We start from the raw sequence: 26,173 nt of genomic DNA, 5'->3' as shown, positions 1-26,173 counted from the left end.
GAGGCTAAGAAGAGTACCACAAAAAACCCTGTCATAAAAAACGTCATCAATAAGCGATGAGTTAAGTGTTAAATTGGGCATAGAGTTTGATTTTCAAGCGTACAAATTGGTTAAAGATGGTGAGTTACGGTACAATATCAGCTCTACAATTAACCTAATGTACGATGGCTGCCGAGGAAATAATGAGCTTACCAAATTGCCCTAAATGTGATGCTGAATATACGTACGAAGATGGTGCGTTACTGGTATGTCCTATGTGTGCTCATGAATGGACGGCGGCTGAGACTGATGCAGCGCAAGCTGAAGACCAAGACGCAGTTATACGTGATGCTGTTGGCAATGAGCTACAGGACGGCGATGCCGTGACTGTAATCAAAGACTTAAAAGTCAAAGGCTCTTCAATCGTGATTAAGGTAGGAACGAAAGCGAAAAGTATTCGCCTGTTGCCAGATGCTACTGACGGTCATGATATCGACTGCAAACTTGATGGCTACGGACCAATGAAGCTTAAGTCTTCTGTGGTCAAAAAAGCTTAAATTGTAAAAACTTCTTGAAAGATTCAATAATAAACAAATATAAAATAGACGCTCAATCACAAAACATTGTCGTTATAAATGTCGCTATAAGTAGAGAATAATTATGAGTACTAAAAACGAACAGCTCTTTGCACAAGCACGTAAACATATCCCAGGTGGTGTTAACTCGCCAGTCCGCGCCTTTGCAGGAGTTGGTGGTACGCCAATCTTTATGCACCGTGCCAATGGTAGCAAAATTTATGACACCGAAGACAATGCTTATATCGATTATGTCGGTTCTTGGGGCCCAATGATTTTGGGTCATGCGCATCCAAAAGTCATCGATGCGGTGAAAAAAGCGGCTGATGATGGTCTAAGTTTTGGTACACCAACACCGTTTGAAACCACCGTTGCTGACAAGATTTGTGAAATCGTGCCTAGCGTTGAGATGGTTCGTATGACTAGCTCTGGTACAGAAGCGACCATGAGCGCGATCCGCTTAGCACGTGGTTATACTCAGCGTGACAAAATCGTGAAGTTTGAAGGCTGCTACCATGGACATTCAGACAGCCTGCTAGTAAAAGCAGGCTCTGGCATGCTAGATATTGGTGAGCCAACGTCAAAAGGTGTGCCAGCAGATTTTGCTAAGCATACTATTACGATTCCTTATAATGATCCGCAAGCGATTAAAGATTGTTTTGAGAAATGGGGTGAAGAGATTGCCTGCGTTATCTTAGAGCCTATCGCTGGCAACATGAACATGGTTATCCCGACACAAGAGTTTCATGATACGTTGCGTACAGAATGTACTGCCAATAGCGCAGTATTGATTTTTGATGAAGTCATGACAGGCTTTCGCGTTGGTCTTGGCGGCGCGCAAGCCCATTTTGGTATTGACCCAGACTTGACCTGTTTCGGTAAAATCATCGGTGCTGGCTTACCCGTTGGTGCTTTTGGTGGTAAAAAAGAAGTCATGTCTTGCATCGCGCCACTTGGCGGCGTCTATCAAGCTGGCACGTTATCAGGCAATCCACTAGCGATGCGCGCTGGTATCGCTATGTTTGAAGACTTAACGGCAGACGGTTTTTATGACGAATTAGCAGCGAAAGTTGATCACCTAGTAGACGGTTTCCAAGCAGCAGCTGACAAACATGGTATTCATCTACGTACCAATAAGCTTGGCGGCATGTTTGGCATGTTCTTTGTTAAAGACAGCGCAACTGAAACACCAGAGAATTTCGATGACGTGACAGAGTGCGATATGGACGTATTTAATACTTTCTTCCACGGTATGCTAGATCGTGGTATTTACTTGGCACCCTCAGCTTATGAAGCAGGCTTTATGTCTATCAAACATAGCGATGAAGACATTGATGCGTCAATCAAAGCAGCTGATGAGATATTTGCAGAAATGGCAAAAGCATAGTTTAGCCATGTAAGTTATTAGCTAACTAAAAAGTTAAAGTTTAAAAAACCAGCAAGGTCATCCCGTGATCTTTGCTGGTTTTTTTGTTTATCGATATCTTATTTATAATCATGTTGGGAATAATATAAAGTATTTTTGAAGATTGTTTGTATAGACATTAGCGTGACTGATGCTTATACAGTTCTTGCCTGCGCATCCGAAAAACAGACAATAAGTTATGATATTCTGAGGTAAACCCAGCCAATTAAGCAAGGATGCAAACGAATGAGTACCAGTACTTCTAGCAATACCGCGCCACTATGGCAAGCCACTTACGACCAATACGGCCTAGACAATCATTTGGATGTATTGGAAGGTAAGCACAACCTAATTGACTTACTGCAACCAAAGATCGAACAGCATAGTGAATTTCTAGCTTTTAGTATGGGTGCGGCGTCGCTCACTTTTAGGCAGCTAGATATTGCCAGTCGACGTTTTGCTACTTTTTTACAAGCGCAAGGTGTCGAGAAGGGTGATCGTATTGCGGTACAACTGCCAAATATACTGCAGTATGCCGTGGTACTGTTGGGTTGCCTACGTGCAGGTGTGGTATTGGTCAATGTTAATCCCATGTATACCCAATATGAATTGGCACATCAGCTCACTGATGCTCAAGCATGTGGTCTAATTGTGCTAGATGGTATGAGCACTGCTTATGAGCAATTAGATGACACAGTCAAAGCGCAGTTAAAATGGGTGGTCAGATGTTCCATTGATCCTAGCATTGCTGATAACGACATTGCCTTGCTCAGTCAGATTGGCTCAGAACAACCTGCGGACACAGATGAACAAACACATGCTTCCTCCGAATCATCAAATGAGTCATCACAGCACAACATAATGTTTGCCTATATTATGCAAGCCTATGATGCAAAAGCGTTTAAAGCCGTTACGATTGAACGTGAAGATTTGGCCCTACTGCAATATACAGGTGGTACGACTGGCAAGCCAAAAGGCGCTATGCTCACTCATTATAATGTCATGGCAAATGTCTGCCAGTGCTACGCGATGTTTGGTAAAACGATTGAAGCCAATCGTAGCGAGCAGATTAAAATACTTAATCCCTTACCGCTTTATCATATTTTTTCGTTTACGGTCTGCGGCTTGCTAGGTCTTTATGGCGGCTGGGAAGATATATTGGTCACTAATCCACGTGATATCGATGGTTTAGTGAATACCATTGAACAGCACGGACCTCATGTTATCCCTTCAGTGAATACATTATTCATTGGCATGCTGCATCATCCAAAATTCGCTAGTCTAGATTTTAGTCGTTTAGCCTTATCTATCGGTGGCGGCACAGCGATTATTAAAGCGGTCTCTGATCAATGGCAGCAAGTGACAGGTATGATTATTAGCGAAGGCTATGGAATGTCTGAGACGGCGCCTGTTATTTCTTTCAATCCGTCTGGCATTACAGAGTTCAATGGCAGCGTTGGACTGCCGCTTGCTTTGACAGATATCCATATCATTGATGAGAATGGGAATACGTGCCCAACAGGTACAAAGGGTGAGGTCTGTATCAAAGGGCCTCAGGTCATGCGCGGTTATTGGCAGCGAGACAATGCAGATACTTTTACCCCAAATGGCTACTTTAGATCAGGTGATATTGGCGTTATGAATGATGAGGGGTTTTTGACACTCGTCGACCGTAAAAAGGACATGATATTGGTGTCAGGGTTTAACGTATATCCCAATGAAGTAGAGGCTTCATTGACTGAACATCCTAAGGTGCTAGAAGTCGCTGTAATCGGGGTAGCAGACGACTATAGCGGAGAAGTACCAAAAGCATTTGTGGTCAAAAAAGATGCGAATCTCACCGTAGAAGAGCTACAAGACTTTGCGAGCAAGCGTTTAACTGGTTATAAGCGTCCACAGTCCTATGAGTTTATCGATGAGCTACCTAAGACTGCTGTTGGCAAAATATTACGCAAATCCTTACGATAAAAAATGTGTCATTTCGCTTATGAAAACAAGATGACATCAACGAAGCTATCAATATAATTAAAAACTGGGCTGCTAAAAATAGTAGCCCAGTTTTTTTGTCATTTAATTTATATAATGACTAAACTTTATCGTGCTTTATCAAACTTACGATCTCTCAAGCTCAGATTGCCTCGTAGCACATCGCTATACATACGAAAGTCGCTAACAAAGCTTTTCAATGGAAACTTAAAAGAAGCGGGTTTGTTCTTTTCAAAGAAAAAGTGTCCAACCCATGCACAGGCATATCCGGCGGCAATGCCCTTTACCAAAGGTTTGGTTGAGCCAGTTTTGACAGACTTTGCCAGTCCTAATAAGCCAAAGCTACTACCTGCAAAATGTAGGCGACGACAGGCGATATTTTGATGCTCATCTAAATAAAAATCATAAAATGCCTGTTTGGGCGAGTTTTCAGTTTTTACCATGTCTTTTTTAGCGCTACTGATAGGGGTCTCAGTATTTTGGGTAGCGTCTTTTGTGGTGGTCTGATTCATGTGGCTAGCTTCCTTGCTGGTGAGGTTGATAATTACTAATTGCGGATGATTTTTAACCGATTAACTGGTGACTTTTGAAGTAAGTGATACGGATAAAAATTCTGTAAATAACGGTTTTTTATCATGATATTGATAGCTTTCAATGTAGCAAACCGATATGAGTAACACAAGCGCTAGATGCTGAGCCGATACCTGTCAGCTCATAGGGTGGTCTCCGATGTTCCCACTACATTTTTGCATCGCTTGCGAGTGTTTGGCATAAATGCTTTAATGATAAAATTGCCCTGATTTTTGTGGTTATGACTTTTTTCTATACATGTGATTTTATAACTATATAGCACGTGATTTTGGTAAACTATCCACTCTCTACTAACACGGTGACGACTTGTCCTATGCCTATTGACTACCTTACGAATCCGCCAATTGGCGATGATGAAATGATGGCAGCCATCGATATTGGCTCCAACAGTTTCCATTTAGCTATTGCTCGTCTTGACCATGGGGAAGTGCGAAAAGTAGTCTCGATGTCTGAAAAGGTACAGCTCGCCGCCGGTCTGGACGAAAATAATATTCTAAGCGCAGCTGCTGAACAGCGTGGTCTTGATTGTTTAAGCCGCTTTGTGGCGCGCTTGGATTCAGTACCGCCAGAGCGTATACGTGTGGTGGCGACCAATGCGTTGCGTCAAGCCAAAAACGCCAACGACTTTATCTCCCGTGCCAATAAAATCCTGCCAAAACCGATTGAGATTATCGCGGGCCGCGAAGAGGCGCGATTGATTTATTTGGGCGTCTCGCATACTAACGAGAGTAGTGATAAACGCTTGGTTATGGATATTGGCGGCGGTTCGACAGAGTTCATTATTGGTCAAAATTTCGATCCATTATTGACTGAAAGCTTACAAATGGGCTGTGTTTCTTTTACCCAAAAATTCTTCGCTGACGGCCTGATTACCAAAGAAGCTTTTAATAGTGCAATTTCAGGTGCACGTAAAGAAGTCTTAGCGATTAACGGTCGTTATCAAAAGACGGGCTGGAGTAGCGTAGTCGGCTCAAGCGGTACAATCAAAGCGGTGCGTAATGTCTTAGTATCAAAAGGTTGGGCCGATGAGCAAGAACGCATTACTTACAAAGGTGTCAAAAAATTAGAGAAATTGCTGATTAAGATTGGCAATATCGATTATATTGAGTTAGAAGGTGTCAAAGACCATCGTAAAGCTGTATTTCCTGCTGGTGTGGCAGTGCTGCGTGCAGTGATGAAAGTGCTAGGTGTTGAGACCATTACCTACTCAGATGGTGCATTACGTGAAGGCGTTATGTACGATATGCTCGGACGCTTTGCTAGTGAAGATGTGCGTGACCGCAGTGTATTGGCATTAATCAAGCGTTATTCAGGGGACAAAAAGCAAGCCAAGCAAGTGGTGAAAACCAGCCGTCATCTATTTGAACAAGTAAAAGATAAGCTTGCGCTGTCCAATGATGATTGCGACTTGCTCAGACGTGCTGCATTCTTGCATGAGATAGGGCTGGCAATCAGTCATAGTAGTTATCACAAGCACAGTGCGTATTTACTTGAATACTCTGATATTCCAGGATTTTCGCAAGTTGATCAAAAACGCATGGCGCAGTTGATGCTCAATCATCGCCGCAAGCTCAAAGCCGATATGCTAGAGCAGACTTGTCAGATTGGCGGTGATCAGTTGGTTTATCTCTGCTTATTGTTGCGCCTCGCCGTACTGGCACATCATAGCCGCAGTGATTACGCGCTACCAGAGCTAGAATTAAAGGTAGTCGCTGAAAACAGTTGGCAAATTACCTTAGCGGATAGCAGTGAACATTATGCGTTCTTGCTCGCAGACTTGCGTACTGAGATTGACCAGTTTGCTAAATGGGGCGTACAGCTTAGTGTGATTGAAGCTCAAGAGGCTGAGACTCCAGAGGTTGAGCAGTTACCATTGTAAGTATTGAGTTAAAGATTAACGTAACAAAAGCGGCGTTGTCGATAATGTCATGCTATTTAAGATGTGCTACTATAGCTCCTATTGAGTTTACAACTGTACTTTCATTATCTGAATACGGATAACGATATTATTCTTAAACATAAATACATTAAGTATAATTATTAAAGGGAAGCGTCTATGAGCACTGTCTGGGATAGTGTGCAGCTTGCACGACACGCCAAGCGTCCATTATTTATGGACTATGTTAATCAGCTTTTTACCGAATTTGACGAGTTGCATGGCGACCGTGCTTTTGCCGATGACAAAGCCATTCTAGGTGGTCTTGCACGTTTTGATGGTCAGCCTGTGATGGTAATTGGTCAGCATCGTGGTCGTAGCACCCGTGAGCGTATTGCTCATAACTTTGGTATGGCCAATCCTGAAGGCTATCGCAAAGTGATTCGTTTGGTCAAAATGGCTGAGCGCTTTAACATTCCTGTGATGACCTTTGTAGATACCCAAGGTGCTTATCCTGGTATTGGTGCAGAAGAGCGCGGACAAGCGCAAGCGATTGCAGAAAGCATCGCTGTGTTCTCTAGTCTGAAAGTGCCTGTGATTGTGACTATCATTGGTGAAGGTGGCTCAGGCGGAGCATTAGCGATTGGCGTTGGTGACAAAGTAAACATGCTACAAAACAGTATTTACTCAGTGATTTCGCCAGAAGGCTGTGCTTCTATCCTTTGGAAAACCGCTGAAAAAGCACAAGATGCTAGTGAAGCATTGAAATTAAATGCAATCAACCTTTACCAAATGGGTTTGATTGACGCTGTTATCGAAGAGGGCGAAGGCGCACATGTGCAGCCACAACCTGTAATGAATGCCTTAAAAGCATTGATTACTGAGCAGCTTGATGAGATTAAAGATTTAGATCCTGAAGAGCGTTGTGAGCTACGTTATGAAAAGCTAAAGTCTTTTAACTCAGAGGTAATGTTGCCTGCTTAATTGGTTGTTATGGCTCTATTATTGTTAAGTCGCTATTATTCAATAATAGGTTTTTCATATTAGAGTCTCAGTCTTAATGCTAAAATAAAAACGTGTCATTTAATGGCGCGTTTTTTTATGGCTGTTACTATATAAAGCACTTAACGCAATGTATTAATCAACGTAGGTGCTCACAAATCCGCACATTAATAAATATATTATCACTTAATGTCTAAGGCTGAATATGACCAGCAGCGCAATCATCTCACATCCTATTAAATCAATTGCCGATTTGCCAGTTGATAAGACACTAGCAACCGCATTAGTGAGCAGTATGTCTGAGTATAGTGATCAGTTGCATGGTCGTCGTCTTTGGCTAGCATGTAGTGGTGGGCGTGATTCATTGGCACTTGCGGCGCTGTGTGTACAGCTCTATCGACAAGGTAAATTGCCATGTCTGCCGCAGCTGTTACATGTCGATCATGGCTTACAGTCGGATAGTCAGTACTGGGCCAAGCATGTTGCCAATTGGGCGCAAGCGCAGCAGATACCTTGTTGCATTTTACAGGCACAAGTGAACGGACATGATGAGCAAGCTGCGCGACAAGCACGCTATAATATTATGCGAGCTCATATCAACCAAGACGATGTATTGCTATTAGCGCATCATGCTGATGACCAAGCCGAAACGGTATTAATGCGACTAATCCAAGGCGCTGGAGTCAATGGCCTCTCAGGCATGCAGCCATGGCGAGTGCAAACGCAGGGCGCACAGCGTAATATCCTGTGGCGACCTTGGCTCACGATACGACGAGCCAATATTAGCGCCTACGCTAAGCGTCTACAACTGCCTTATATAGATGATCCTACCAATGACAGTGGCGACAACGTACGTAGTGGGCTACGCCGCGATATCATGCCAATACTGGCTACATACAACCCCAATGTCATTGACAATATTGCTCGCAGTGTGCAGCTATTAAGTGAGGCACAGGAAACAATCAATGCTCAAGCTATGCAGGATATGCAGCAGACAGAACATACAGACCTGCAATTTTCATCCGCACAGCGCGTACTAAATATCGATGCGTTGCAAAAGCTACCCATGTATCGTCAGCGGCAACTATTGCACTATTGGTTGGGTCAAGATGAGCCGTTACCACCTGCTAAGCAACTTGTCGATGATGTGTTAACTCTAAGCCAACGTGATGACCAAGATCATCAAACAGAACTGTTTTGGCAAGGTCGTAAAGCATCTTATACCATTCGGCGCTATCGTCAGCAGCTCTATCGTATGAGCAGCGAATGGCTGTCTTGGCTGAAGCTACCACTTAGCGAGCAGGTGCTGCCACTATCTAGCCTGAGTTTGTCTAAGAATAATTCAGCTGATAATAGCTTCGAATTAGTCACCTTGTGCAGCAGTAATGACTACATTTGGCAATTACGAGTGATGGGAGATGCGCTGTTAAGGTTATTAGAAAATAGTACGGACGGTGTAGCACAGCAGGCAACGTTAAAAATAGCGCCGCTAGATCGAAAGCAACGGCTAAAGACTGAGATGGCTGCGCGCCCACAAGCAGGCAAAAAACTGTATCAGACGCTTGGGATTCCATTATGGCTACGAAAAAGCTTAATGGTAGTTAGTATTAATTTTATAAAAAAATCTGAAGATGGAAGTGATATACAAACTAATATTCCTTTATTACTAGCGTCGCCATTTGAGAGTTGGCTTTTGAGTTCTGAGCAGACGGATAAAGATACCGATAGCGATGCTAAAAGTAAGCAATTTGCTGAGTACATCAGAAGTGAGCTTAGTCTAAAATAGGAAGTGTCAAAAGTTTAATATCCGTTGGCTGACTCATTGATTTTTATCAGGTTGATGTCAGGTGTGACATTTTGAATTTATCAAACGGTAATAGTGGCAGTATGATAAACTGAGTGTCGTTTTACATATCAGTATGTTAAGTTGAATACCTTTGAATTTTGTGACTAGGAGACAAGTATGTCGGTATTAGATAATAAAAAAATCAGTTTTATTGGTGGCGGAAACATGGCACAAGCGCTCATTAGCGGGCTTGTGGGTTGCGGCATCAAACCAAATCTCATCACGGTCGCCGATCCTAGCAGCGATGCACGTGAGCAATTAGCCGCCAAAGGTCTAAATACTGTTGATCCAATGGCTGATCCAAAATCTGCTGTGATCGGTGCGGATATCGTGGTACTTGCAGTCAAACCACAAATGATGAAGGTGGTCGTTGGTGCTTTTGCAGATGTGCTAGATAATCAGTTGGTCATTTCAGTGGCGGCAGGCTTATCGACTGATCTTTTATCAAATATGCTAGGCGGCTATAGCAATATCGTCCGTGCAATGCCAAACACGCCTTCTATGATTCAGATGGGTGCGACTGGCCTCTACGGTACAGACAATATCTCAGCAGAACAGAAGCAGCTAGCAACGGCCGTTATGGAAGCCTCAGGTTTGGTCATGTGGGTCGATGACGAAGAGCATATGCATGCGGTCACAGCCGTATCAGGTTCAGCGCCAGCGTATATGTTTTACTTCATCGAATCGATGGTCGATGGGGCAGTTGCATTAGGGCTGGATAAAGAACAAGCCTCAGCGCTTGCTATGCAGACCATGTTAGGTGCTGCAAAAATGGCGATGAACAGTGATGATGCACCAGCTGAGCTACGCCGTAAAGTCACTTCACCGAACGGTACTACTCAAGCAGCGGTTGAGTCAATGCAAGCCAATGAGATTGGTCGTCAAATCAGCGAGGCCATGCAAGCTTGCTATGATCGTAGCCAAGCTTTAAGTGAAGAGATGAATAAGTAAACACTGACAAGGTGTGCTGTGAGTCACCACTGACGTCACACCTTATGTAATCATCAGCATCTGATAATGACATTTGTCATCCTAGAATCTGTTAATAATGTCACATTGAGTAGCACTTCATGAACAACATGTTATTTCAAATTTTTGATTTGGTCACCACATTCGCTATGATGCTGGTGTTTATTCGTTTTATGTTGCAGTTTGCAGGGATGGATGCGAGCAATCCGATGATTGCACCTGCTTATAAAGCGACGCATATCGTCGATGTATTCGGGCGTATTTTCCCGACTGTCGCGCAGGGTCGTATTAGCATTGCCGCTATCGTGCTGATGTTTTTGATTCGTCTAATCGACATCTCTGGAAAGGCCGCATTGACGCATAAAGGTATTGCGCCTGTACCGCTATTCTTTACGGGTACCACTAGCTTATTGTTAGACTTTTTACGCATGTGTCGCTATCTAGTGATTGGTTCTATCATCGTTAGCTGGATTGTGGTGTTTACCAGATCTGAGCATCCGATTATTGGCATTATCATTAATTTGGCTGAGCCTATTTTGGCCCCGTTTCGTCGTATTACGCCGAATTTAGGTATGCTAGACTTATCGCCAATGGTTGCTTTCTTAGCATTTTATTTGCTGGAGATATTCATCGGTGGCTTGGCTGCGAGTGTATTGCCAACGTTGGGTTAAACCTAATAGAATTACATCTGAAAACTGTCATAAAAAAGGCGTTCTATAAAAATATAGAGCGCCTTTTTACGTCTGCTACTTGGGTAAACTATAGCTTGTTAAATATGCTAAAAACGAACAAAGCGATTTGGTATGAGCTGAGCTTGAGTATCATAAGGATGCGGTGCATCAGCTGCCCGCAATGTCTGGGTAATCCAACTATCTGCCGCTTGTACTGCATCGATGAGAGCATCGCCCATTGCCAAGCGTCCAGCGATAAAGCTGGCGAGTGAACATCCTGAGCCATGGAACTCACCATCTAAGCGCGGTAAGGTGCTTTTATGCACCATTTCGCCCTGTATATATAAGTACTGCTCGATATCACCACTATCAAAATCATGTGAGGTTTTCACGAGTACCGCATGAGTGCCTTGAGCACATAGCTTCTTTGCCCCGACATGTAAGTCTTGCTCTCCGCTAAGCGCACGTAGCTCATGAGTATTTGGAGTGATTAAAGTGGCGTAGGGCAGCAATTGTCTAAAGGCGCTAACCAGTGTTTTCTCATCGCCCAAGCTACCACCGCTATTTGCGACTAGTACAGGGTCTAAGACAAATGGCGTATCATTATCGATAACTTGATCAGCAAATAGTTTGGTCAACATTGCGATATTATCAATGGTGCCGAGCATACCTGATTTGATAGCACTAACAGGTAAGTCATCAAGCACCGCAGTAGCTTGGGCTTTTACCAACGATGCCGCACAAGCCTCAAAGCCAAACACCTGTTGCGAGCTTTGGATAGTGACCGCCGTACAAGCGATGGCTGCATGTGCCCCTGACTGTCCAATGGCCTCGATATCCGCTTGTAATCCAGCACCGCCTGAAGGGTCCAATCCTGAAAAACACAGTACGACAGGTCGCATAACAGCTCCTTTTGAGATATTTTAAAGTAAGTGACAAATACTATAGCCACCTACTACTAAAAAATCTATCATAGTCTTATGCTTATGCTTATGCTTATGCTTATGCTTATGCTTATGGATGAGGTATAAGACGGTAGAGTGAGTAGACCTAATATTAGTAAGCAGTTTGGTCGTTATATTTAGCAATGATATGTCGCAATTTTCCTTATAAAAATGCAATATAAGTACTTATATCTATAATTTTGATAAAAGCCGCATTAAATCTGTAGACAACGCTTGCAATTCGTTTTGGCTTTGTTATAATACTCGCCCACGACATGAGACGTATTGTTAGCATCAATACTATGTTTATAGATTTTTTATAAATGTCTTGAATCGTTAGGTGAAGTGGGTGAGTGGCTGAAACCAGTTCCCTGCTAAGGAACCATACGTGTAAGCGTATCGAGGGTTCGAATCCCTCCTTCACCGCCATTTATTCAGTTGTTATTAGAGTAATAACGCAATATACTGCGTTAAACATTTTAATAATTAATTCAAAAAATAATTTGTTCTAATTAAAAAAAATGTTGACACAAGCGATATTATCTATATAATGACCAACCTAATTTACTGCAAAAGATATTATCTTCGCAGTGGATAAAGTGCAAAATACGCGCCTGTAGCTCAGTTGGATAGAGCACTTGGCTACGAACTAAGGGGTCGGGAGTTCGAATCTCTCCAGGCGCACCATTTGCATAATAGCTTAATTTAAGCTGATAAAACATTAAAATAATCGCCTGTCTTATGACAATTGGCGGTTTTTTTATGTCTGTAGCTTTTACCCTTCTACTTATTTATTCTACGATCATCTCCTGTGTATAACATGATTGGATAGCCAACTAATAATATTAAAGAGCCATCTATGATATCGGACAGTCATTTAGGATAATGTACGATAGCCCCACCATTTACGGTACAATAGCGTTACTATTCACTGCTTGCTATGAGCTTGTACCATGTCAAAAAGTCCATCTAAACGTCTGTCAAAAACGACTCGTAAATCAAAGCCTCAATCGAGTGCGCCTGTACAGCAAGATCCTAACGAAGAGCCAACCATCGCTAAGCCCATGATTCGTGTCGTGGCGATTCTCTATGATGGTATGCTGATTTTGGCGCTGTTATTTTTGGTAGGAACGATACTAACCGTCGTTGGTACGCTGTTGACTATGGAAACGGGTACTGAATCCTCACAAGCTCAGTCACTGCCGCTCTGGTATCAGAACGCCATTATGACGCCATCATTTGTACTGACGCTCGTGGCGTTCTACGGGATATTCTGGCGCCGTGGTGGTCAGACATTAGGTATGCAGACGTGGCGATTAAAAACGATTAATGATGCAGGTCAATGGTTAACGTGGGGTCAGTCGTTTAAGCGTATTTTGGCCGCTTGTTTGATGCCGCTGATTTTCGGCATTATTGGCAGTCTTATTGATGGATCACGCGCCGCCTTATTGGCCAGCGCGTTTCTTGGTTTGGTATTCAACTATGTGTTCTGCCTGTTCAACCCTCGCGGTCTGGCAGTACAAGACATGCTGTCCAACACCATCACCCTAAAAATGCCAAAAGTAACACATGAAGGGTTATGGCGCGGTTTTAAAAATCGTAAGAAGAAACTGTAGTCTGATTTTATTAACGTAATAACTCTTATCGACGTAATAATGTAGTTGTACTAATGATCAATTAATTCAGCTTAAACAGTTACATACTAACGCTTTGAATCAGCCATGCGGTGTAGCCCATAAAGAACAGTACCAATGTGGCACCTGACGTACGACCGAATTGTCGCTTTGTTTTAAAGGCAAACACGCATAGTGTCACTAGCAATATCGTCAAGACTCCCATTGCCATCACATCACGCGACAGAATCACTGGATCAGCAGCGATAGGAGCAATGACCGTTGCCAAGCCGACAACTGCCAAAGTATTGAAGATATTAGAGCCGATGATATTGCCGAGCGCCATATCATGTTCGCCTTTACGGGCAGCTGACAAGCTCGATACCAGCTCAGGTAATGAGGTCCCAACTGCGACAATCGTTAGGCCAATGATGAGCTCACTGAGCCCCCATAGTGTTGCTAACTCGACAGCACCCCAAACGATAGCACGTGAGCTAGCTACGAGCATCAGCATACCGATAATTAAACTCACAAGACCACGCGTTACGCTTGGTTCTAGCTTTTCTAAGCTCTCTGAGTTATTTAAGTGCTCTAAGTTATTTGAGTGCGCTGAGTCAGCATTAGCCACGACCATATCGTCTTCGTGCTCATGATAGCCTTCGCGTATACTCATTATGATCTGTAGTCCTAAAACGGCGACCAACAAAATCAACAATACGATACCATCAACTTGGCTCAATGTCCCATCACGTAGCTGCCAAGCGGCGATGACAGTAATTAGCAGCAGTAAGGGCAAGTCGCGCTTTACGATGCCTCTACGGATGATAATAGGGCTAATCAATACGGTTGCACCGAGTACCAATGCGATGTTGATGATATTTGAGCCATAAGCGTTACCTAGAGCCAGCTCAGGGCTGCCTTCTATCGCTGCTAGTACTGATACCACCATCTCAGGCGCTGACGTGCCTATACCCAATATTAAGACACCAATTAAGAAGCTAGGCACACTAAATTTCTTTGCTAGTGCTGTCGCCCCATCAATAAAGACATCGGCACTCCAAACTAAAATTGCTAACCCAATCAGTATTGCAAGCGCGGCCAACCACATCGGTATGTTTCCTTGTATATGATGAAAAATGTGAATTTGATAAATAAAAGTGGCATAAAAAAAGCCGAATCTTGATTTAGATTCAGCTTTCCCTTTAGCATCGAGATTTTTAGTAATAATAGCAGCTAATTCAAAGATGTAACTTTGTTTTTATCTTAAATTTACCAAAACCTCACCATCCTGTCATATTAAGCAACTTGTACAGGAATGATATTTGCAGTGTCTTTTACTGTGTTGTCTTCGTTGCAATAGACCAGTTTTGGCTGATACGTTGACGCTTCAACTTCATCAAAATGCGCGTAAGCACAAATGATAACGATATCGCCCAAATCTGCCATATGAGCCGCAGCACCATTTAATGAGATAATACCAGAGCCCGCCTCAGCACGGATAGCATAGGTGCGAAAGCGCTTACCGTTGGTCACGTTATAGATATCAATAGATTCATTTTCGCGTAGACCAGCAAGATCTAATAGATCACCGTCGATACCACAAGAGCCTTCATAGTGAAGCTCGGCGTGGGTAACACGGGCACGGTGTAATTTGCATTTAAGCATATTAAGTAGCATAGGTTAGTTCCTTGGCGTAACTGATATTAATTAACTAAATCAAAAGGTTAATGGGGATAAAACTGCCAAAATAAAAGGTCATTATCATTGAACGATTATATTATTCTGGTAATTTAAAGCCATTAATTTGTGAACGTGCTTTTTCGACATCACCATCTAACAATAATGGGAGCGCCTCAAAAGCAGCTGTCAGCGCGCTATCAATCGCAATCTGCTCATCAGGAGATGCTTTAGAGAGAACGTGTCCACTAACTTTAGACTTGTGACCAGGATGGCCGATACCCACACGCAGGCGATGAAAATCATTGCCAATATGCGGCGTGATATCGCGTAGGCCGTTGTGACCACCATGTCCACCGTCTGTTTTGAGTTTGATACTACCAGCTGGAATATCGAGCTCATCATGAGCAATCAACAATTCATCATTTTTGATGCCATAGAAATTTACCATAGGCACCACTGACTGACCAGATTTATTCATAAACGTCAGCGGCATAAGTAAACGCACATCAGATCCATGAATCTGCCCACGCCCTGTCACTCCATGAAATTTCTTATCAGGGGAGAGCGTGATATTAAACTGCTGAGCCAAATGATGGACAAACCAAAATCCTGCATTATGACGCGTAAACATATACTGCTGACCAGGATTACCAAGACCGACAATAAGCTTTATGGCCATAAAAACACCCTGCTTGAATTTGATAAATAGGGGTAAGGATTGAAGTACTGATAGACAGTTTATTTTCAAACCTTACTTACAAAAACAGCAGGAGATTTTAATCACCTGCTGTCTTATTGACTAAACGAATGTATCACTAACCAGCACAAAATAATGCACTAGTTAGAAATAGTATATTACTCGCTGTCTTTGTTTTCGTCAGTACCGTCGTTTTGCTCAGTTGCTGGTACTTCATCAGCATCAACGTCAGCATCAGCATCAACTTCTTCTACTGTTGGTGGCTGCATGTTAACGATAGTACGGTCATGACCGTCTTCTAGCTCAAGCTCATGGATAACAACGCCTTCAGGAAGTTTGATGTCTGATAGACGGAACAAATCACCGATTTCCATGCCAGACACATCTACTTCTAGGTATTCAGGAAGTTGTGATGGTAAGCAGATAACTTCGATATCAGATACTAGAGTAGATAGTACACCAGCAGCAGCAGTACCAGGCGCATCTTCACGACCAGTGAAATGAACAGGAACGTTCATGTGAATTTTCTGACCTTTTACAATGCGCTGGAAATCAGCATGCATTGGGAAGCCTTTAGCTGGATGGCGCTGCAAGTCTTTGATAACTGCTTGATGCTCTTCACCGTCAACGTTGATAGTCAAGATGTGTGAGAAAAACGCTTCGAATTCTAGTGATTTTACTAGTTCGTTAAGCTTGATAGAGATAGCTGTTGGCTCTTCGTTACCACCATAGATGATAGCAGGAACTAGGTTCTGCTTACGTAGGCGGCGGCTCGCACCTTTACCTTGTAGTTCAGCAGCACGATCAACGGCGTTTAGTTCAAAATGATTAATGCTCATGGATATAATCCTATAAAAAAAATGATGAAGTGTCTGGTCATAAAAAAGTGGATTTGCGACCAATCCACTAATACGTGATGATAGCTAATATTATGGTTACGAATAAACCTCGTAATGTCTAAGCTTAGCCATTTGCTTATAGCAGCGCTCGCTACGATAATTACCATAACGATGGTTGCTGTTAAGCATGATCAGCACTTTTGATAGTGCCAGCCTAATAAAAACAACGAAAAGGTCAGCACAGGCGCGCATTATACGTGATTCTGTAGCAATAATAAAGACCTACGTAAAACGCCTACACAAAACAAAGCGCCAAGTAAGGATACTTGACGCTCTGTTTTTTAACTATTCAAGATGTCTTATGACAGTCATTGCTATTCAAAATTAACGCAATGGCTGTTTTAAAAATAACTGTATCAAATTAAGCGTCAAACATCGCGCTAATAGATTCTTCGTTATTGATACGGCGTAAGCTTTCAGCCAGCATCGGTGCAATACTTACCTGACGGATTTTGCTACAGGCTTTGGCTTCAGCGGATAGTGGAATTGTATCGGTCACAACCACTTCATCCAATGCAGATTCGCTGATGTTTTTCAGTGCGTTACCTGATAGGACAGGGTGCGTGATGTAAGCCAAGACGCGACGTGCACCATTTTCTTTCAATGCTTCGGCAGCTTTACACAATGTACCTGCAGTATCGACCATATCATCAACGATAACGCAATCACGGTCACGAACATCACCGATGATATGCATTACTTGCGACTCATTGGCACGAGCACGGCGCTTATCAATAATTGCCATGTCGGTATCGCCTAACTGCTTAGCCATCGCACGTGCACGAACCACGCCGCCTACGTCAGGTGAAACAACCATGATATTGTCATAGTCTTGCTTTTGTAGGTCGTTTAGCAATACAGGTGTGCCGTAGATATTATCTACAGGAATATCAAAGAAACCCTGAATCTGATCTGAGTGCAAATCAACAGTCATTACGCGATCTATACTAACGATGTTTAGCATGTCAGCGACCACTTTAGCCGAGATAGGTACACGAGCTGAGCGTGGACGACGATCCTGACGAGCATAACCAAAATAAGGCATGACAGCTGTGATACGGCCAGCACTAGAGCGACGCAAAGCGTCAGCCATCATCATGATTTCCATCAAGTTGTCATTGGTCGGTGCACAAGTAGGCTGCATGATAAACACATCTTTACCACGTACGTGTTCTTTGATTTCCACGGCAATTTCGCCATCAGAAAAACGCGTGATGTCAGCTTTACCAAGAGGTATGTGAAGATGATCGGCTACGGTTTTTGCTAATTCTGGGTGGGCATTACCCGTAAAAATCGCCAAATAAGGCATGACAGAAGTCCTATTGATTGACTCAAGCAGCGACCGCTAAGCAGTGTCAAACTGCTCAAATTAAGAAAAGAGTGGTGAAGGTATTGAAGTATACTATTACAGTAAAAAATGGCAGGGGTAGCTGGACTCGAACCAACGGATGTCAGGATCAAAACCTGATGCCTTACCAACTTGGCTATACCCCTGTAATGTCTAGGCTATGAACAACTGATATATAATAGCGACTAAGTAGTCGTTCTCAATATAGTGTCATGACCTGTCAGTTATCTAAAAAACGGATAAACCGTTTAAAACATAACTTTTCCCTAGCGGTGTCCATTGCGAACTATACCGAAACTGGGATAACGTTGTCAATGACAATAAGATAAGTGGCTGTCTATAAACCGCTTATACTAGATGTATCTCTAACGCTTCGTACTAAAAAATGGCAGGGGTAGCTGGACTCGAACCAACGGATGTCAGGATCAAAACCTGATGCCTTACCAACTTGGCTATACCCCTATTGTGGCGACCTATTATAAGTAAATTTTCAGATTTTGCAAGTCATTTGCGGCTTTTTCTGGTATTTATTCATCATAGGTTACTGCTGGCGCTATTTTAGCAAATTAAAATAGGCAATCCTACCGTTGTCATTATTTAGATGATAAGAAATCTAAAGGTTGTATATGCTATTTTAAGTTTCCAACGACATATGCCGCACAAGGCGCATCTGCAATCCACTTCGCCACAAGCTTTTTATTAGTAGTCACACTCGCATCTAGAGGCGAAAATACCGCACTACCAGAGCCAGTCATGCGTGCGGTGCTCAGTGTTTGCGCTTCTAACCCCTGCAAATAACTTAAGGCATCTGCAACAGCAGGAGCAAGGCTTGTGACCACTGGGGTAAAGATATTATGATAAGGCGTAGTGAGCGTTTGCACATAGTCAGCGTATCGGTTTTGGATAGTTGCAACCGATAGGGGCGCGATATCTCGCTGTAGTTTTGGATGAGCGAAAAGTGTGGCAGTATTTACATGAGCGTTAGGCGTCAGTACTAAATATTGCTGGTCAGGCAACTCAATCGTAGTCAGTTCTTCACCAATACCCATCGCAATAGCGTCTTGGCCAAATATAAATATAGGTACATCTGCACCTACAGTCACGCCAATCTTTATAAGCTCATCACAAGTAAAATTAAGCTGCCAAATCTCATTGAGCAACAGCATAGTCGTTGCTGCATTAGATGAGCCGCCACCCAATCCTGCACCCATTGGCAAGTGCTTATCTAAAGCGATATGCACTTTTGCTAATTGCTCAGGTAAAGTGTGTGACTGTATGGCAAATGCTAGCAATGCGCGTGCCGCTTTGAAAATTAAATTGTCTTCTATACTAGTAGTGATAGCTTCTGCACCATCTAGTATCAGTAGCTGATGACAGAATTGATTAGCACTTAATTCACTAGCTATAGTAGAAATCACAGCATCATCACTGACCGAAAAATGCAAGTAATCGCCCCAGTCAAGCAGTCGAAAAACCGTTTGCAAATTATGATAGCCGTCGGTACGTTTACCAGTGATATGCAAAAACAGATTGAGTTTTGCAGGTGATATACGAGTAATCGTAGAAACAGATGATGCGGCTATATTTTCAGTCATATTTTTTTATCATAAGGTGCAGTTATAAACAGCTATCTTGATTAGCAATGATGGTTTTTAGCGTAGTTCATATCATCAACCAGTGATGGATTAATGGTTGATCGTCATTACAACTTTGTTGCCTTGAGGCTGTACTGCACTAATTTTACTAGGTAACTTATCCGTACCTTTATAAGTAAAGCTGGCTGTCCACTCACCATTGACTGAGCTAACTAAACGGTTTTGATCATCCATTTGTGGCGCACTATCTGAAGGTGCTGGGCGACCAGAAATCCAGTAAGGCATTTGTGAAATTGGTGCTTGCCAACCAGTGGCTTTCTTTAGCAAGGTTTCAGGATCGTCAGCGGTCAATGTACCTGTCTTTTCGCTGACTAGAGTAGCGGTTTGACCATTATATTCAATGTTGGTTTTACCAATACCGAGTGCGCCAATCAGCTCAATGGCAAATCGGTCATTTTGTTGACCCCATGCATAAAATGCACTACCACCTTGGGTACCGGTCGAATCATTCGCAGGCGTCGTCACCCCAATTTTACCGGTGATATTAAAACTCTCTAGCTTTTTGGGTTGCTCAGCGTTTTGACCTTGTACAGTGGTCGTCGGTTGGTTGGTCGCGTTGGTTGTTTTTAATGATTGGCAACCAGAGGTAATGATCATCGCTGCAGTTATAGCAGTAAACAGAGCCAATTTATTTGGTTTAAAAGAAGTAATTGATGCTGACATAATAGTTTCTCAAAAATGGAAAGATGAACAAAGATATTAGCTTAAGCGTTATTTGTTGCTCGGTTATGCACGGCTGTTAGCTTCTTATAACGACCTTGTAATTTATAAATGCTTCGGTTTTATAAAAACCTTATCAATTATCATATCTCTGTAATCGCAAAACCCAAAAAGCATATCCAAAATCAGCGCTATTAATACAGCTGTATGCGGTCATTGATATTGTGCTGTCCAAATGAGAAGCGCTGCTGCAAATCTGCGAGTAATGCCTCAACTTTGTCATTGTTACCTAAGCCTTGATAGGCGCGCAATAACAGCGTGCCTGAGCGCAGAGTTGGTAGCACATCATAAGGTGTCTGTAGATAGTCGATAACCTGCTGATAGTTCTCTTTGGCCAATGCATTGCCTGCCAAGACATTTAGGGCTTGCAGATGTAGGTCGTTATCATAACGTGGGTCATCATAGCGAATCTGAATAATCGCTGTCGCTAGCGCTAGACCTTGCTCTGAACTGCGCTCATTTGCCAACAGTAACTGTGCATAGCTTAACTGATAAGATAAATTGCTAGGATCTAATGCCTGCAAGTGATTCAACAAGGTGCGCTTAACGACATAGTCTTCTTTATCATCTAACAGCTGAGCCCGTGCAAAGAGTAGCATCTCATTGTCAGGATATTTACGAGCGGCACGAGTTAGTAGACGCAGTGCTTCATCAGATTCGTTTTGTTGCCACAAGATATCGGCCTGCATCACAAAAGTGTCAGGCGCGAATACCGTGAAGTCTTTGCGCAGCTTCTCTAAAGTCGCGATTGCCCCATCGATGTCATTATCGAGTAATTCAAACGCCACTACCTTTCTACGCGCCTCTAATACCAAATCCTCTTGCATGACGCCATTGAGATAGTATTTGGCTTGATCGAACAACTGCTGACGCTCAGCACTGACACCCAGATAATAATAGGCTTGATCAAGATAAGCTGGACTCTTGGCAAGCATATTGAGTAGCTCATCGGCACTAGCATATTCTTCAATATCCAAGCTCACTAAAGCTGCGAGTAGAGTAATCTCAGAATCATCACTGAAACGGCTATGCGCCTCAAGCAGTAACTTCCAAGCTTGTTCGCTTTGCTTTAAATCTAATAAATAACGAATCTCATATAAATATAAGCTTTTGCTATCAGGATTGCGTAGACGAGCTTGACTGACATAATTAATGACAGTCTCTGCGGTCACGATTTTGCGCAATATATCCGCTTTTAACGTAATAAAGGGCACGTAGTCTGGCTGACGCTCTAGCGCTCGATTGATATGAACGATAGCCACTTCAGGTTCGTTAAACTGATAGAGTAAGCCCGCTTTTAACACTGACAATGAGGCATTTTGCTCACTATCTAGCGGCTGCAACGCGGCAAGAAGCTCACGTTTGTCATCATCATTATTTGGATAAATACCTATGAGAATTTCGCTTAAATCTGCACGTGGGTCATAGCGCAAGATACGGTTTAAAGTCTCGCCTGCTAATATATAGTCGTGGGCACGTAAAGCCAAATGCGCAACATAAAACCAAGCAGGTACGTGGTCAGGGTTTTGGTCTTGCCATGTCTTGGCAAACTGTAATGAGTCTTCAACCCTTTCGTTACGCAAAGACAGGCTAAGCGCTCTCTCAAACACGGCTGTCGCATCTTCTTTAAAAGACTGTTGCTTATAAATAGAGACCGCACGTCGTTTGTCATCGCGATCGGCAGCAAACTCAGCATCCAGTAGAGCGTACAAGCTTGGTTCACTCAGCTCAGGTTGCCATAAGCTGGCTGGTGCTAAGCCATTAATATTTTTTACGTTTTCTATAGTAAGCGTATCTTCATTATAAGGTGTATCAATCGCATCACTGTCATCATTTGGTTTATCGGCAGTTGCTTTAATATCGGTAGCAACTGATACTTTAGGAATTTTTGCTTCTAGCAATATATCGGGATGGCTGGCATGGACAGGGGCTGCCAAACACAGGCACACAGCTAGAGACAACGCTAGCTTATATCGTTGACACAGGCGCTCAATAGCGACATGCAATAAAGCACGGAAACTAGAGTATTCGCTATAGGGATGTGGTGACCGAAGTAATGACCCAAAAAAAATCATAGATAGCCGTATTCGCCCATGGTTTACCTACACAGATAAGGCAAGTTTGTTTTAATCATTTTACGTTAGATATTGGCAATATATACCCATGACAAGCATTATAAGAGTAGACCGATGAGATAAACAATAGCATCCGTGTTACTCAGATAGTGGCATGTCTGACCGTATGAATATGCTACTAGTAGCGAGTACGTTGCCAAAGAACGATACTGAAGATGATTAAATATAGATAGGTCTGTCGAACTGAATATTATAGAAATATAACAAGTTAAGATAGAGTAAGCGAATGATTTAACATTATATTATTGACCATAAGTCAAAACCCAGCTATTGATTTTATAAATCGTATGAGTAGTTGATTTGTTACATTTGCGACCAGATACAGAGATATGGTTATCATAGATGGGTGAGTGTTAATTAAAGCCCGCAATAATGATATAATAGGCGGTTTTTAGGGTCTTCCTTTTTAGCGCTGTCGTCAAAAACTGTCTTTTAAAAATAATAAGATAGCGTAAGGGGCAACTGAGCGTCATGTTTATGGTCTATCGATAATGAGATTAGTGGTCATTGGGGTCAATCACAAAACTGCACCAGTCGCTCTGCGAGAGCGCTTGGCACTTGTGGGTGACGATATAAATGTCGCGCTCAAACAAATAGAAGCCTTTACTGATGGTAGCGTGATCGTCTCTACTTGTAACCGCACCGAAATCTATGCGCTAGTGCCGCACACTTCAACGTCGCATCATGCTAACGGCCAAATATCTGACTCACAATTACCCAATTTGCAAGATGTCAAAGCCGCAGGACAGTCATCCAATAATGCTTTTAGTAGTAGCATGAATATCTCGTCTGCTGCGATTAGTGCGCATATTACCAAAATCAAAACGTGGCTGGCTGACTTCAAGCAATTGCCACTCGTTGATATTGATCCTTATCTCTATGTACATCGTGATACTCATGCATTGACTCATTGGTTAAGAGTAGCGGCTGGTCTCGACTCTATGATATTGGGTGAGCCGCAGATTCTCGGTCAAATCAAAAACTCTGTGCATCTGGCTCAAGACCAAAAAGTACTCAGTAATCAGCTAGGCTGGATCATCGATCAAGTATTCGCTGCCGCCAAACGAGTGCGTAATGAGACGCAGGTTGGCGCCCAAGCCGTATCGCTTAGCTTTGCCGCAGCTAAACTGGTCACTCAGATATTTGATGATTTACCTAGTCGTACTTTACTGGTCGTTGCGGCAGGTGAGATGAATCGCTTAGTTGCCACTCATATCGCAGGGTTAGGGGTCGGACGAGTCATTATCTGTAACCGTAATCCCGAACGTGCCGAAGCATTAGCGGCTGAGCTACGTGGCCCTAATCGCCGCGTAGACGTTAGACCCTTACAAGAGTTACCGCAAGTATTGGCGGAAGCCGATATCGTTAGTAGTTGTAGTGGCAGTATGGATTTGTTGATTGATAAGACAATGACCATACAAGCGCTAAAACGTCGCCGTTATCAGCCAATGCTTATGATAGATCTGGCCGTACCGCGCGATATCGATTCGACCATTAGCCGTATTGATGATGTTTATCTGTACTCTGTCGATGATTTGCAGCATGTGATTGCAGGTAATATCGAGCAGCGTCGCCAAGCCGCAGTGGATGCTGAACTGTTAGTGAGTCAATTGGTGGTTGAAATAGATCGCCGCTTTCAGGTTCGCCAAGTTGGTAAAGATATTCAGCAATACCGCGCGTGTACTCAAGGTCAGGTGGATAAGCTGCTGCATGAATCTATTGCTAAGCTGCAACAGGACGATGTTAGTCCAGAAGATATCATCACTGAGCTATCGCGACGTTTGACTCAAACATTGACCCATGCACCATCGAAACTGATGCGCAAAGCCGCACGTGAAGGCGATAGTGAGTTGCTAGACTTCGTAGTGTCAGGACTACAAGATGCTCATCGAGGGCATTGATGCTTTCATCGTGGCTTTATAAATCAAAACTTATCAATCAATCAATACCTACCAATAAATGCTCGATAGCGCAAGTCATATCGTTGCCTGAGCGTATCGTTGTCAACCTTCAGTATCAGTGCTAATATCAAGCTCTCATGGATGGCTTAGGTCAAGATATGTGCTGGTGTTTGCTCGTAATATGACTACAAATATATTAACTTCACGTTAGTAGACCTCATCAGTGTCCGTTGTTTTTTGTTTGTTTAAAAATAATGCATCTCTAGACAGCGCAAGATCTCACCATCAAAAATAATAGTACTTGATTATAGTGCTATCTAATCCATGTCGCATATTATCTAACCATACACTAGGAGTGTTCAATGCCTGCATTACGTCAAGATATCGATCCAAACGGCTTATTAGAGTATTCAGTGGTTTACACCGATCGTGCGCTGAACCATATGTCAAAAGCCTTTCAGCAAGTGATGAATGACCTATCTAGTGATCTAAAATCTGTGTATAACGCGGACGCCATGGTGATCGTTCCTGGTTCTGGTACTTATGGTATGGAAGCAGTCGCTCGTCAGTTGGCAAATGATGAAGACTGCCTAATCATTCGTAATGGTTGGTTCAGCTATCGTTGGACGCAAATCTTAGAAAAAGGCAAAATCGCCAAGTCATCTACAGTCCTCACGGCCAATCGTGCCGATAATAGTGAGTCGCCAAAGCCGTTTGCTCCAGTCGATATCGACGTTGCTGTAGCCAAAATCAAAGAAGAAAAGCCAGCAGTGGTATTTGCGCCGCATGTCGAAACCTCATCGGGCATCATCTTATCAGATGACTATATCAAAGCGTTGAGTGAGGCTGTGCATAGCGTTGGCGGATTGTTAGTCATTGATTGCATCGCCTCAGGTTGCGTATGGCTAGATATGAAATCATTGGGTATCGATGTACTGATTAGCGCACCGCAAAAAGGCTGGAGCAGTACACCGGGCGCTGGTTTGGTCATGCTAAGCGATGCTGCTGTCAAAAAAGTAGACAGTACTGAGTCTGATAGCTTTAGTATCGACCTAAAGCAGTGGCTAAACATCATGCGTGCCTACGAGAATGGCGGTCATGCTTACCATGCAACGATGCCGACAGACAGCTTACGTCAGTTCCGTGATGCCATTAATGAAGCTAAAGCAATCGGTTTTGATAAATTGTGTGACGCGCAGTGGATACTTGGCAAACGTATCCGCGAAGTACTAGAAGCCAAGGGTGTTGAGAGCGTCGCTGCTGAAGGTTTTAAAGCACCTGGTGTGGTCGTCTCTTATACCGAGCGTGATGACATGCATAAAGGTAGCGCGTTCGCTGAAATCGGGGTACAAATCGCGGCTGGCGTACCATTGAAAGTGGGCGAGCCTGATAACTTCAAAACTTTCCGTTTGGGTCTATTTGGCTTGGATAAATTGACTGATATCGATGGTACAGTAGCGCGTTTTGAAACGGCACTTGATAAGGTGCTGAGCCAGTAAAAATCGCCATTAAACGAGCTAATAAAGACAGTAATATGATAGCTTATTAAGTTTTTTCACCGCCTTTTTTAAAGCCTTTACAGTACAGTCTTTACAGTTATAAAAAATACTGAACCATTAGTGTCATGCTAGGTTCAGTATTTTTTTACCTTTTTATTATATTTTATAATATAATGTATTTT

21 protein-coding genes and 4 tRNA genes are annotated in these 26,173 nt (G+C 42.9%); 13 read left to right on the top strand and 12 right to left on the bottom strand.

Going from position 1 to position 26,173, the window contains the following annotated elements; genetic code table 11:
- Window positions 1-182: 182 nt before the first annotated feature.
- The 3 genes from JMX63_RS12290 to JMX63_RS12280 all read left to right on the top strand — a co-directional run bounded on the left by JMX63_RS12290 (window position 183) and on the right by JMX63_RS12280 (window position 3,927).
- Complete coding sequence (locus JMX63_RS12290) at window positions 183-536, top strand: zinc ribbon domain-containing protein YjdM (RefSeq protein ID WP_057758016.1); 354 nt, start codon at window positions 183-185, stop codon at window positions 534-536.
- A 103-nt stretch (window positions 537-639) separates the two neighbouring features.
- Complete coding sequence (gene hemL / locus JMX63_RS12285) at window positions 640-1,941, top strand: glutamate-1-semialdehyde 2,1-aminomutase (RefSeq protein WP_102078705.1); 1,302 nt, start codon at window positions 640-642, stop codon at window positions 1,939-1,941.
- A gap of 264 nt (window positions 1,942-2,205) precedes the next feature.
- A complete protein-coding gene (locus JMX63_RS12280) occupies window positions 2,206-3,927 on the top strand; it encodes an AMP-binding protein (RefSeq protein ID WP_102078706.1) in 1,722 nt (573 codons plus the stop codon).
- Between the two features lie 125 nt (window positions 3,928-4,052).
- Here the strand turns inward: JMX63_RS12280 and JMX63_RS12275 are convergent, their stop codons facing one another.
- A complete protein-coding gene (locus JMX63_RS12275) occupies window positions 4,053-4,388 on the bottom strand; it encodes a DUF962 domain-containing protein (protein WP_201556086.1) in 336 nt (111 codons plus the stop codon).
- Window positions 4,389-4,849: 461 nt separating this feature from the next.
- Between JMX63_RS12275 and ppx the strand changes: the two genes are divergently transcribed.
- From ppx to JMX63_RS12250, 5 genes are all read left to right on the top strand, one after another.
- The gene (gene ppx / locus JMX63_RS12270; RefSeq protein WP_201572641.1) at window positions 4,850-6,415 is read left to right on the top strand and encodes an exopolyphosphatase; all 1,566 of its coding nucleotides are present in this window, start codon (window positions 4,850-4,852) and stop codon (window positions 6,413-6,415) included.
- 177 nt (window positions 6,416-6,592) lie between these two features.
- Window positions 6,593-7,396, top strand: coding sequence for an acetyl-CoA carboxylase carboxyltransferase subunit alpha (locus tag JMX63_RS12265; protein WP_134292318.1), 804 nt, complete (start codon window positions 6,593-6,595; stop codon window positions 7,394-7,396).
- Window positions 7,397-7,619: 223 nt separating this feature from the next.
- Window positions 7,620-9,200 carry a tRNA lysidine(34) synthetase TilS gene (gene tilS / locus JMX63_RS12260; protein WP_201572639.1) on the top strand — a complete coding sequence of 527 codons (1,581 nt, stop codon included), beginning with the start codon at window positions 7,620-7,622 and terminating at the stop codon, window positions 9,198-9,200.
- 177 nt (window positions 9,201-9,377) lie between these two features.
- Complete coding sequence (gene proC / locus JMX63_RS12255) at window positions 9,378-10,211, top strand: pyrroline-5-carboxylate reductase (RefSeq protein WP_134292320.1); 834 nt, start codon at window positions 9,378-9,380, stop codon at window positions 10,209-10,211.
- A 128-nt stretch (window positions 10,212-10,339) separates the two neighbouring features.
- A complete protein-coding gene (locus JMX63_RS12250) occupies window positions 10,340-10,900 on the top strand; it encodes a YggT family protein (protein WP_224737825.1) in 561 nt (186 codons plus the stop codon).
- Window positions 10,901-11,007: 107 nt separating this feature from the next.
- Here the strand turns inward: JMX63_RS12250 and JMX63_RS12245 are convergent, their stop codons facing one another.
- On the bottom strand, window positions 11,008-11,802 hold the full coding sequence (locus JMX63_RS12245) for a hydroxymethylpyrimidine/phosphomethylpyrimidine kinase (RefSeq protein WP_101205145.1): 795 nt from the start codon (window positions 11,800-11,802) through the stop codon (window positions 11,008-11,010).
- A 381-nt stretch (window positions 11,803-12,183) separates the two neighbouring features.
- Between JMX63_RS12245 and JMX63_RS12240 the strand changes: the two genes are divergently transcribed.
- The 3 genes from JMX63_RS12240 to JMX63_RS12230 all read left to right on the top strand — a co-directional run bounded on the left by JMX63_RS12240 (window position 12,184) and on the right by JMX63_RS12230 (window position 13,460).
- A tRNA-Ser gene (locus tag JMX63_RS12240) sits at window positions 12,184-12,273 on the top strand.
- Window positions 12,274-12,454: 181 nt separating this feature from the next.
- A tRNA-Arg gene (locus JMX63_RS12235) sits at window positions 12,455-12,531 on the top strand.
- A 266-nt stretch (window positions 12,532-12,797) separates the two neighbouring features.
- Window positions 12,798-13,460: an RDD family protein gene (locus JMX63_RS12230; RefSeq protein ID WP_101205144.1), complete on the top strand. Its 663-nt coding sequence runs from the start codon at window positions 12,798-12,800 to the stop codon at window positions 13,458-13,460.
- A 79-nt stretch (window positions 13,461-13,539) separates the two neighbouring features.
- On the opposite strand, the gene JMX63_RS12225 is transcribed toward JMX63_RS12230, so the two are convergent.
- The 10 genes from JMX63_RS12225 to JMX63_RS12180 form a co-directional block, all read right to left on the bottom strand.
- Entirely contained in the window at window positions 13,540-14,565 is a 1,026-nt protein-coding gene (locus tag JMX63_RS12225; RefSeq protein ID WP_101205143.1) for a calcium/sodium antiporter, read from the bottom strand.
- A 188-nt stretch (window positions 14,566-14,753) separates the two neighbouring features.
- On the bottom strand, window positions 14,754-15,134 hold the full coding sequence (gene panD / locus JMX63_RS12220; RefSeq protein ID WP_010196068.1) for an aspartate 1-decarboxylase: 381 nt from the start codon (window positions 15,132-15,134) through the stop codon (window positions 14,754-14,756).
- 100 nt (window positions 15,135-15,234) lie between these two features.
- Entirely contained in the window at window positions 15,235-15,816 is a 582-nt protein-coding gene (gene pth, locus JMX63_RS12215; protein ID WP_101205142.1) for an aminoacyl-tRNA hydrolase, read from the bottom strand.
- Window positions 15,817-15,992: 176 nt separating this feature from the next.
- Window positions 15,993-16,673, bottom strand: a complete 681-nt coding sequence (locus JMX63_RS12210; protein ID WP_101205141.1) for a 50S ribosomal protein L25/general stress protein Ctc — start codon at window positions 16,671-16,673, stop codon at window positions 15,993-15,995.
- Between the two features lie 421 nt (window positions 16,674-17,094).
- On the bottom strand, window positions 17,095-18,042 hold the full coding sequence (locus JMX63_RS12205) for a ribose-phosphate pyrophosphokinase (protein ID WP_057758042.1): 948 nt from the start codon (window positions 18,040-18,042) through the stop codon (window positions 17,095-17,097).
- Window positions 18,043-18,151: 109 nt separating this feature from the next.
- Window positions 18,152-18,227 (bottom strand) — tRNA-Gln (locus JMX63_RS12200).
- A gap of 240 nt (window positions 18,228-18,467) precedes the next feature.
- A tRNA-Gln gene (locus tag JMX63_RS12195) sits at window positions 18,468-18,543 on the bottom strand.
- Window positions 18,544-18,710: 167 nt separating this feature from the next.
- Window positions 18,711-19,676: a 4-(cytidine 5'-diphospho)-2-C-methyl-D-erythritol kinase gene (gene ispE, locus JMX63_RS12190; protein ID WP_201572637.1), complete on the bottom strand. Its 966-nt coding sequence runs from the start codon at window positions 19,674-19,676 to the stop codon at window positions 18,711-18,713.
- A 90-nt stretch (window positions 19,677-19,766) separates the two neighbouring features.
- Window positions 19,767-20,399: a lipoprotein insertase outer membrane protein LolB gene (gene lolB / locus JMX63_RS12185; RefSeq protein ID WP_101205138.1), complete on the bottom strand. Its 633-nt coding sequence runs from the start codon at window positions 20,397-20,399 to the stop codon at window positions 19,767-19,769.
- Between the two features lie 191 nt (window positions 20,400-20,590).
- Window positions 20,591-22,531, bottom strand: coding sequence for a tetratricopeptide repeat protein (locus JMX63_RS12180; protein ID WP_201572635.1), 1,941 nt, complete (start codon window positions 22,529-22,531; stop codon window positions 20,591-20,593).
- A 551-nt stretch (window positions 22,532-23,082) separates the two neighbouring features.
- Between JMX63_RS12180 and hemA the strand changes: the two genes are divergently transcribed.
- Window positions 23,083-24,492 (top strand): glutamyl-tRNA reductase, encoded by a 1,410-nt coding sequence (gene hemA / locus JMX63_RS12175; RefSeq protein ID WP_160022761.1) that lies wholly within the window; start codon window positions 23,083-23,085, stop codon window positions 24,490-24,492.
- A 362-nt stretch (window positions 24,493-24,854) separates the two neighbouring features.
- Window positions 24,855-25,991 carry an aminotransferase class V-fold PLP-dependent enzyme gene (locus JMX63_RS12170; RefSeq protein WP_101205135.1) on the top strand — a complete coding sequence of 379 codons (1,137 nt, stop codon included), beginning with the start codon at window positions 24,855-24,857 and terminating at the stop codon, window positions 25,989-25,991.
- Window positions 25,992-26,173 lie beyond the last annotated feature (182 nt).

This window comes from Psychrobacter nivimaris, assembly GCF_904846365.1.
Classification (GTDB): domain Bacteria; phylum Pseudomonadota; class Gammaproteobacteria; order Pseudomonadales; family Moraxellaceae; genus Psychrobacter; species Psychrobacter nivimaris_B.
Note: the sequence above shows the minus strand (reverse complement) of the source record. Positions and strands in the feature narration are given on the sequence as shown.

What these genes read in the sequence shown, in the direction of transcription:
- ppx (WP_201572641.1), top strand. Translation starts at nt 4,850, where the DNA reads ATGCCTATTGACTACCTTACGAATCCGCCAATTGGCGATGATGAAATG.
- JMX63_RS12290 (WP_057758016.1), top strand. Translation starts at nt 183, where the DNA reads ATGAGCTTACCAAATTGCCCTAAATGTGATGCTGAATATACGTACGAA.
- JMX63_RS12180 (WP_201572635.1), bottom strand. Translation starts at nt 22,531, where the DNA reads ATGATTTTTTTTGGGTCATTACTTCGGTCACCACATCCCTATAGCGAA.
- hemA (WP_160022761.1), top strand. Translation starts at nt 23,083, where the DNA reads ATGAGATTAGTGGTCATTGGGGTCAATCACAAAACTGCACCAGTCGCT.
- JMX63_RS12210 (WP_101205141.1), bottom strand. Translation starts at nt 16,673, where the DNA reads ATGAGCATTAATCATTTTGAACTAAACGCCGTTGATCGTGCTGCTGAA.
- JMX63_RS12225 (WP_101205143.1), bottom strand. Translation starts at nt 14,565, where the DNA reads ATGTGGTTGGCCGCGCTTGCAATACTGATTGGGTTAGCAATTTTAGTT.
- JMX63_RS12230 (WP_101205144.1), top strand. Translation starts at nt 12,798, where the DNA reads ATGTCAAAAAGTCCATCTAAACGTCTGTCAAAAACGACTCGTAAATCA.
- hemL (WP_102078705.1), top strand. Translation starts at nt 640, where the DNA reads ATGAGTACTAAAAACGAACAGCTCTTTGCACAAGCACGTAAACATATC.
- proC (WP_134292320.1), top strand. Translation starts at nt 9,378, where the DNA reads ATGTCGGTATTAGATAATAAAAAAATCAGTTTTATTGGTGGCGGAAAC.
- pth (WP_101205142.1), bottom strand. Translation starts at nt 15,816, where the DNA reads ATGGCCATAAAGCTTATTGTCGGTCTTGGTAATCCTGGTCAGCAGTAT.
- JMX63_RS12245 (WP_101205145.1), bottom strand. Translation starts at nt 11,802, where the DNA reads ATGCGACCTGTCGTACTGTGTTTTTCAGGATTGGACCCTTCAGGCGGT.
- tilS (WP_201572639.1), top strand. Translation starts at nt 7,620, where the DNA reads ATGACCAGCAGCGCAATCATCTCACATCCTATTAAATCAATTGCCGAT.
- JMX63_RS12170 (WP_101205135.1), top strand. Translation starts at nt 24,855, where the DNA reads ATGCCTGCATTACGTCAAGATATCGATCCAAACGGCTTATTAGAGTAT.
- JMX63_RS12275 (WP_201556086.1), bottom strand. Translation starts at nt 4,388, where the DNA reads ATGGTAAAAACTGAAAACTCGCCCAAACAGGCATTTTATGATTTTTAT.
- lolB (WP_101205138.1), bottom strand. Translation starts at nt 20,399, where the DNA reads ATGTCAGCATCAATTACTTCTTTTAAACCAAATAAATTGGCTCTGTTT.
- JMX63_RS12250 (WP_224737825.1), top strand. Translation starts at nt 10,340, where the DNA reads ATGTTATTTCAAATTTTTGATTTGGTCACCACATTCGCTATGATGCTG.
- panD (WP_010196068.1), bottom strand. Translation starts at nt 15,134, where the DNA reads ATGCTACTTAATATGCTTAAATGCAAATTACACCGTGCCCGTGTTACC.
- ispE (WP_201572637.1), bottom strand. Translation starts at nt 19,676, where the DNA reads ATGACTGAAAATATAGCCGCATCATCTGTTTCTACGATTACTCGTATA.
- JMX63_RS12280 (WP_102078706.1), top strand. Translation starts at nt 2,206, where the DNA reads ATGAGTACCAGTACTTCTAGCAATACCGCGCCACTATGGCAAGCCACT.
- JMX63_RS12265 (WP_134292318.1), top strand. Translation starts at nt 6,593, where the DNA reads ATGAGCACTGTCTGGGATAGTGTGCAGCTTGCACGACACGCCAAGCGT.
- JMX63_RS12205 (WP_057758042.1), bottom strand. Translation starts at nt 18,042, where the DNA reads ATGCCTTATTTGGCGATTTTTACGGGTAATGCCCACCCAGAATTAGCA.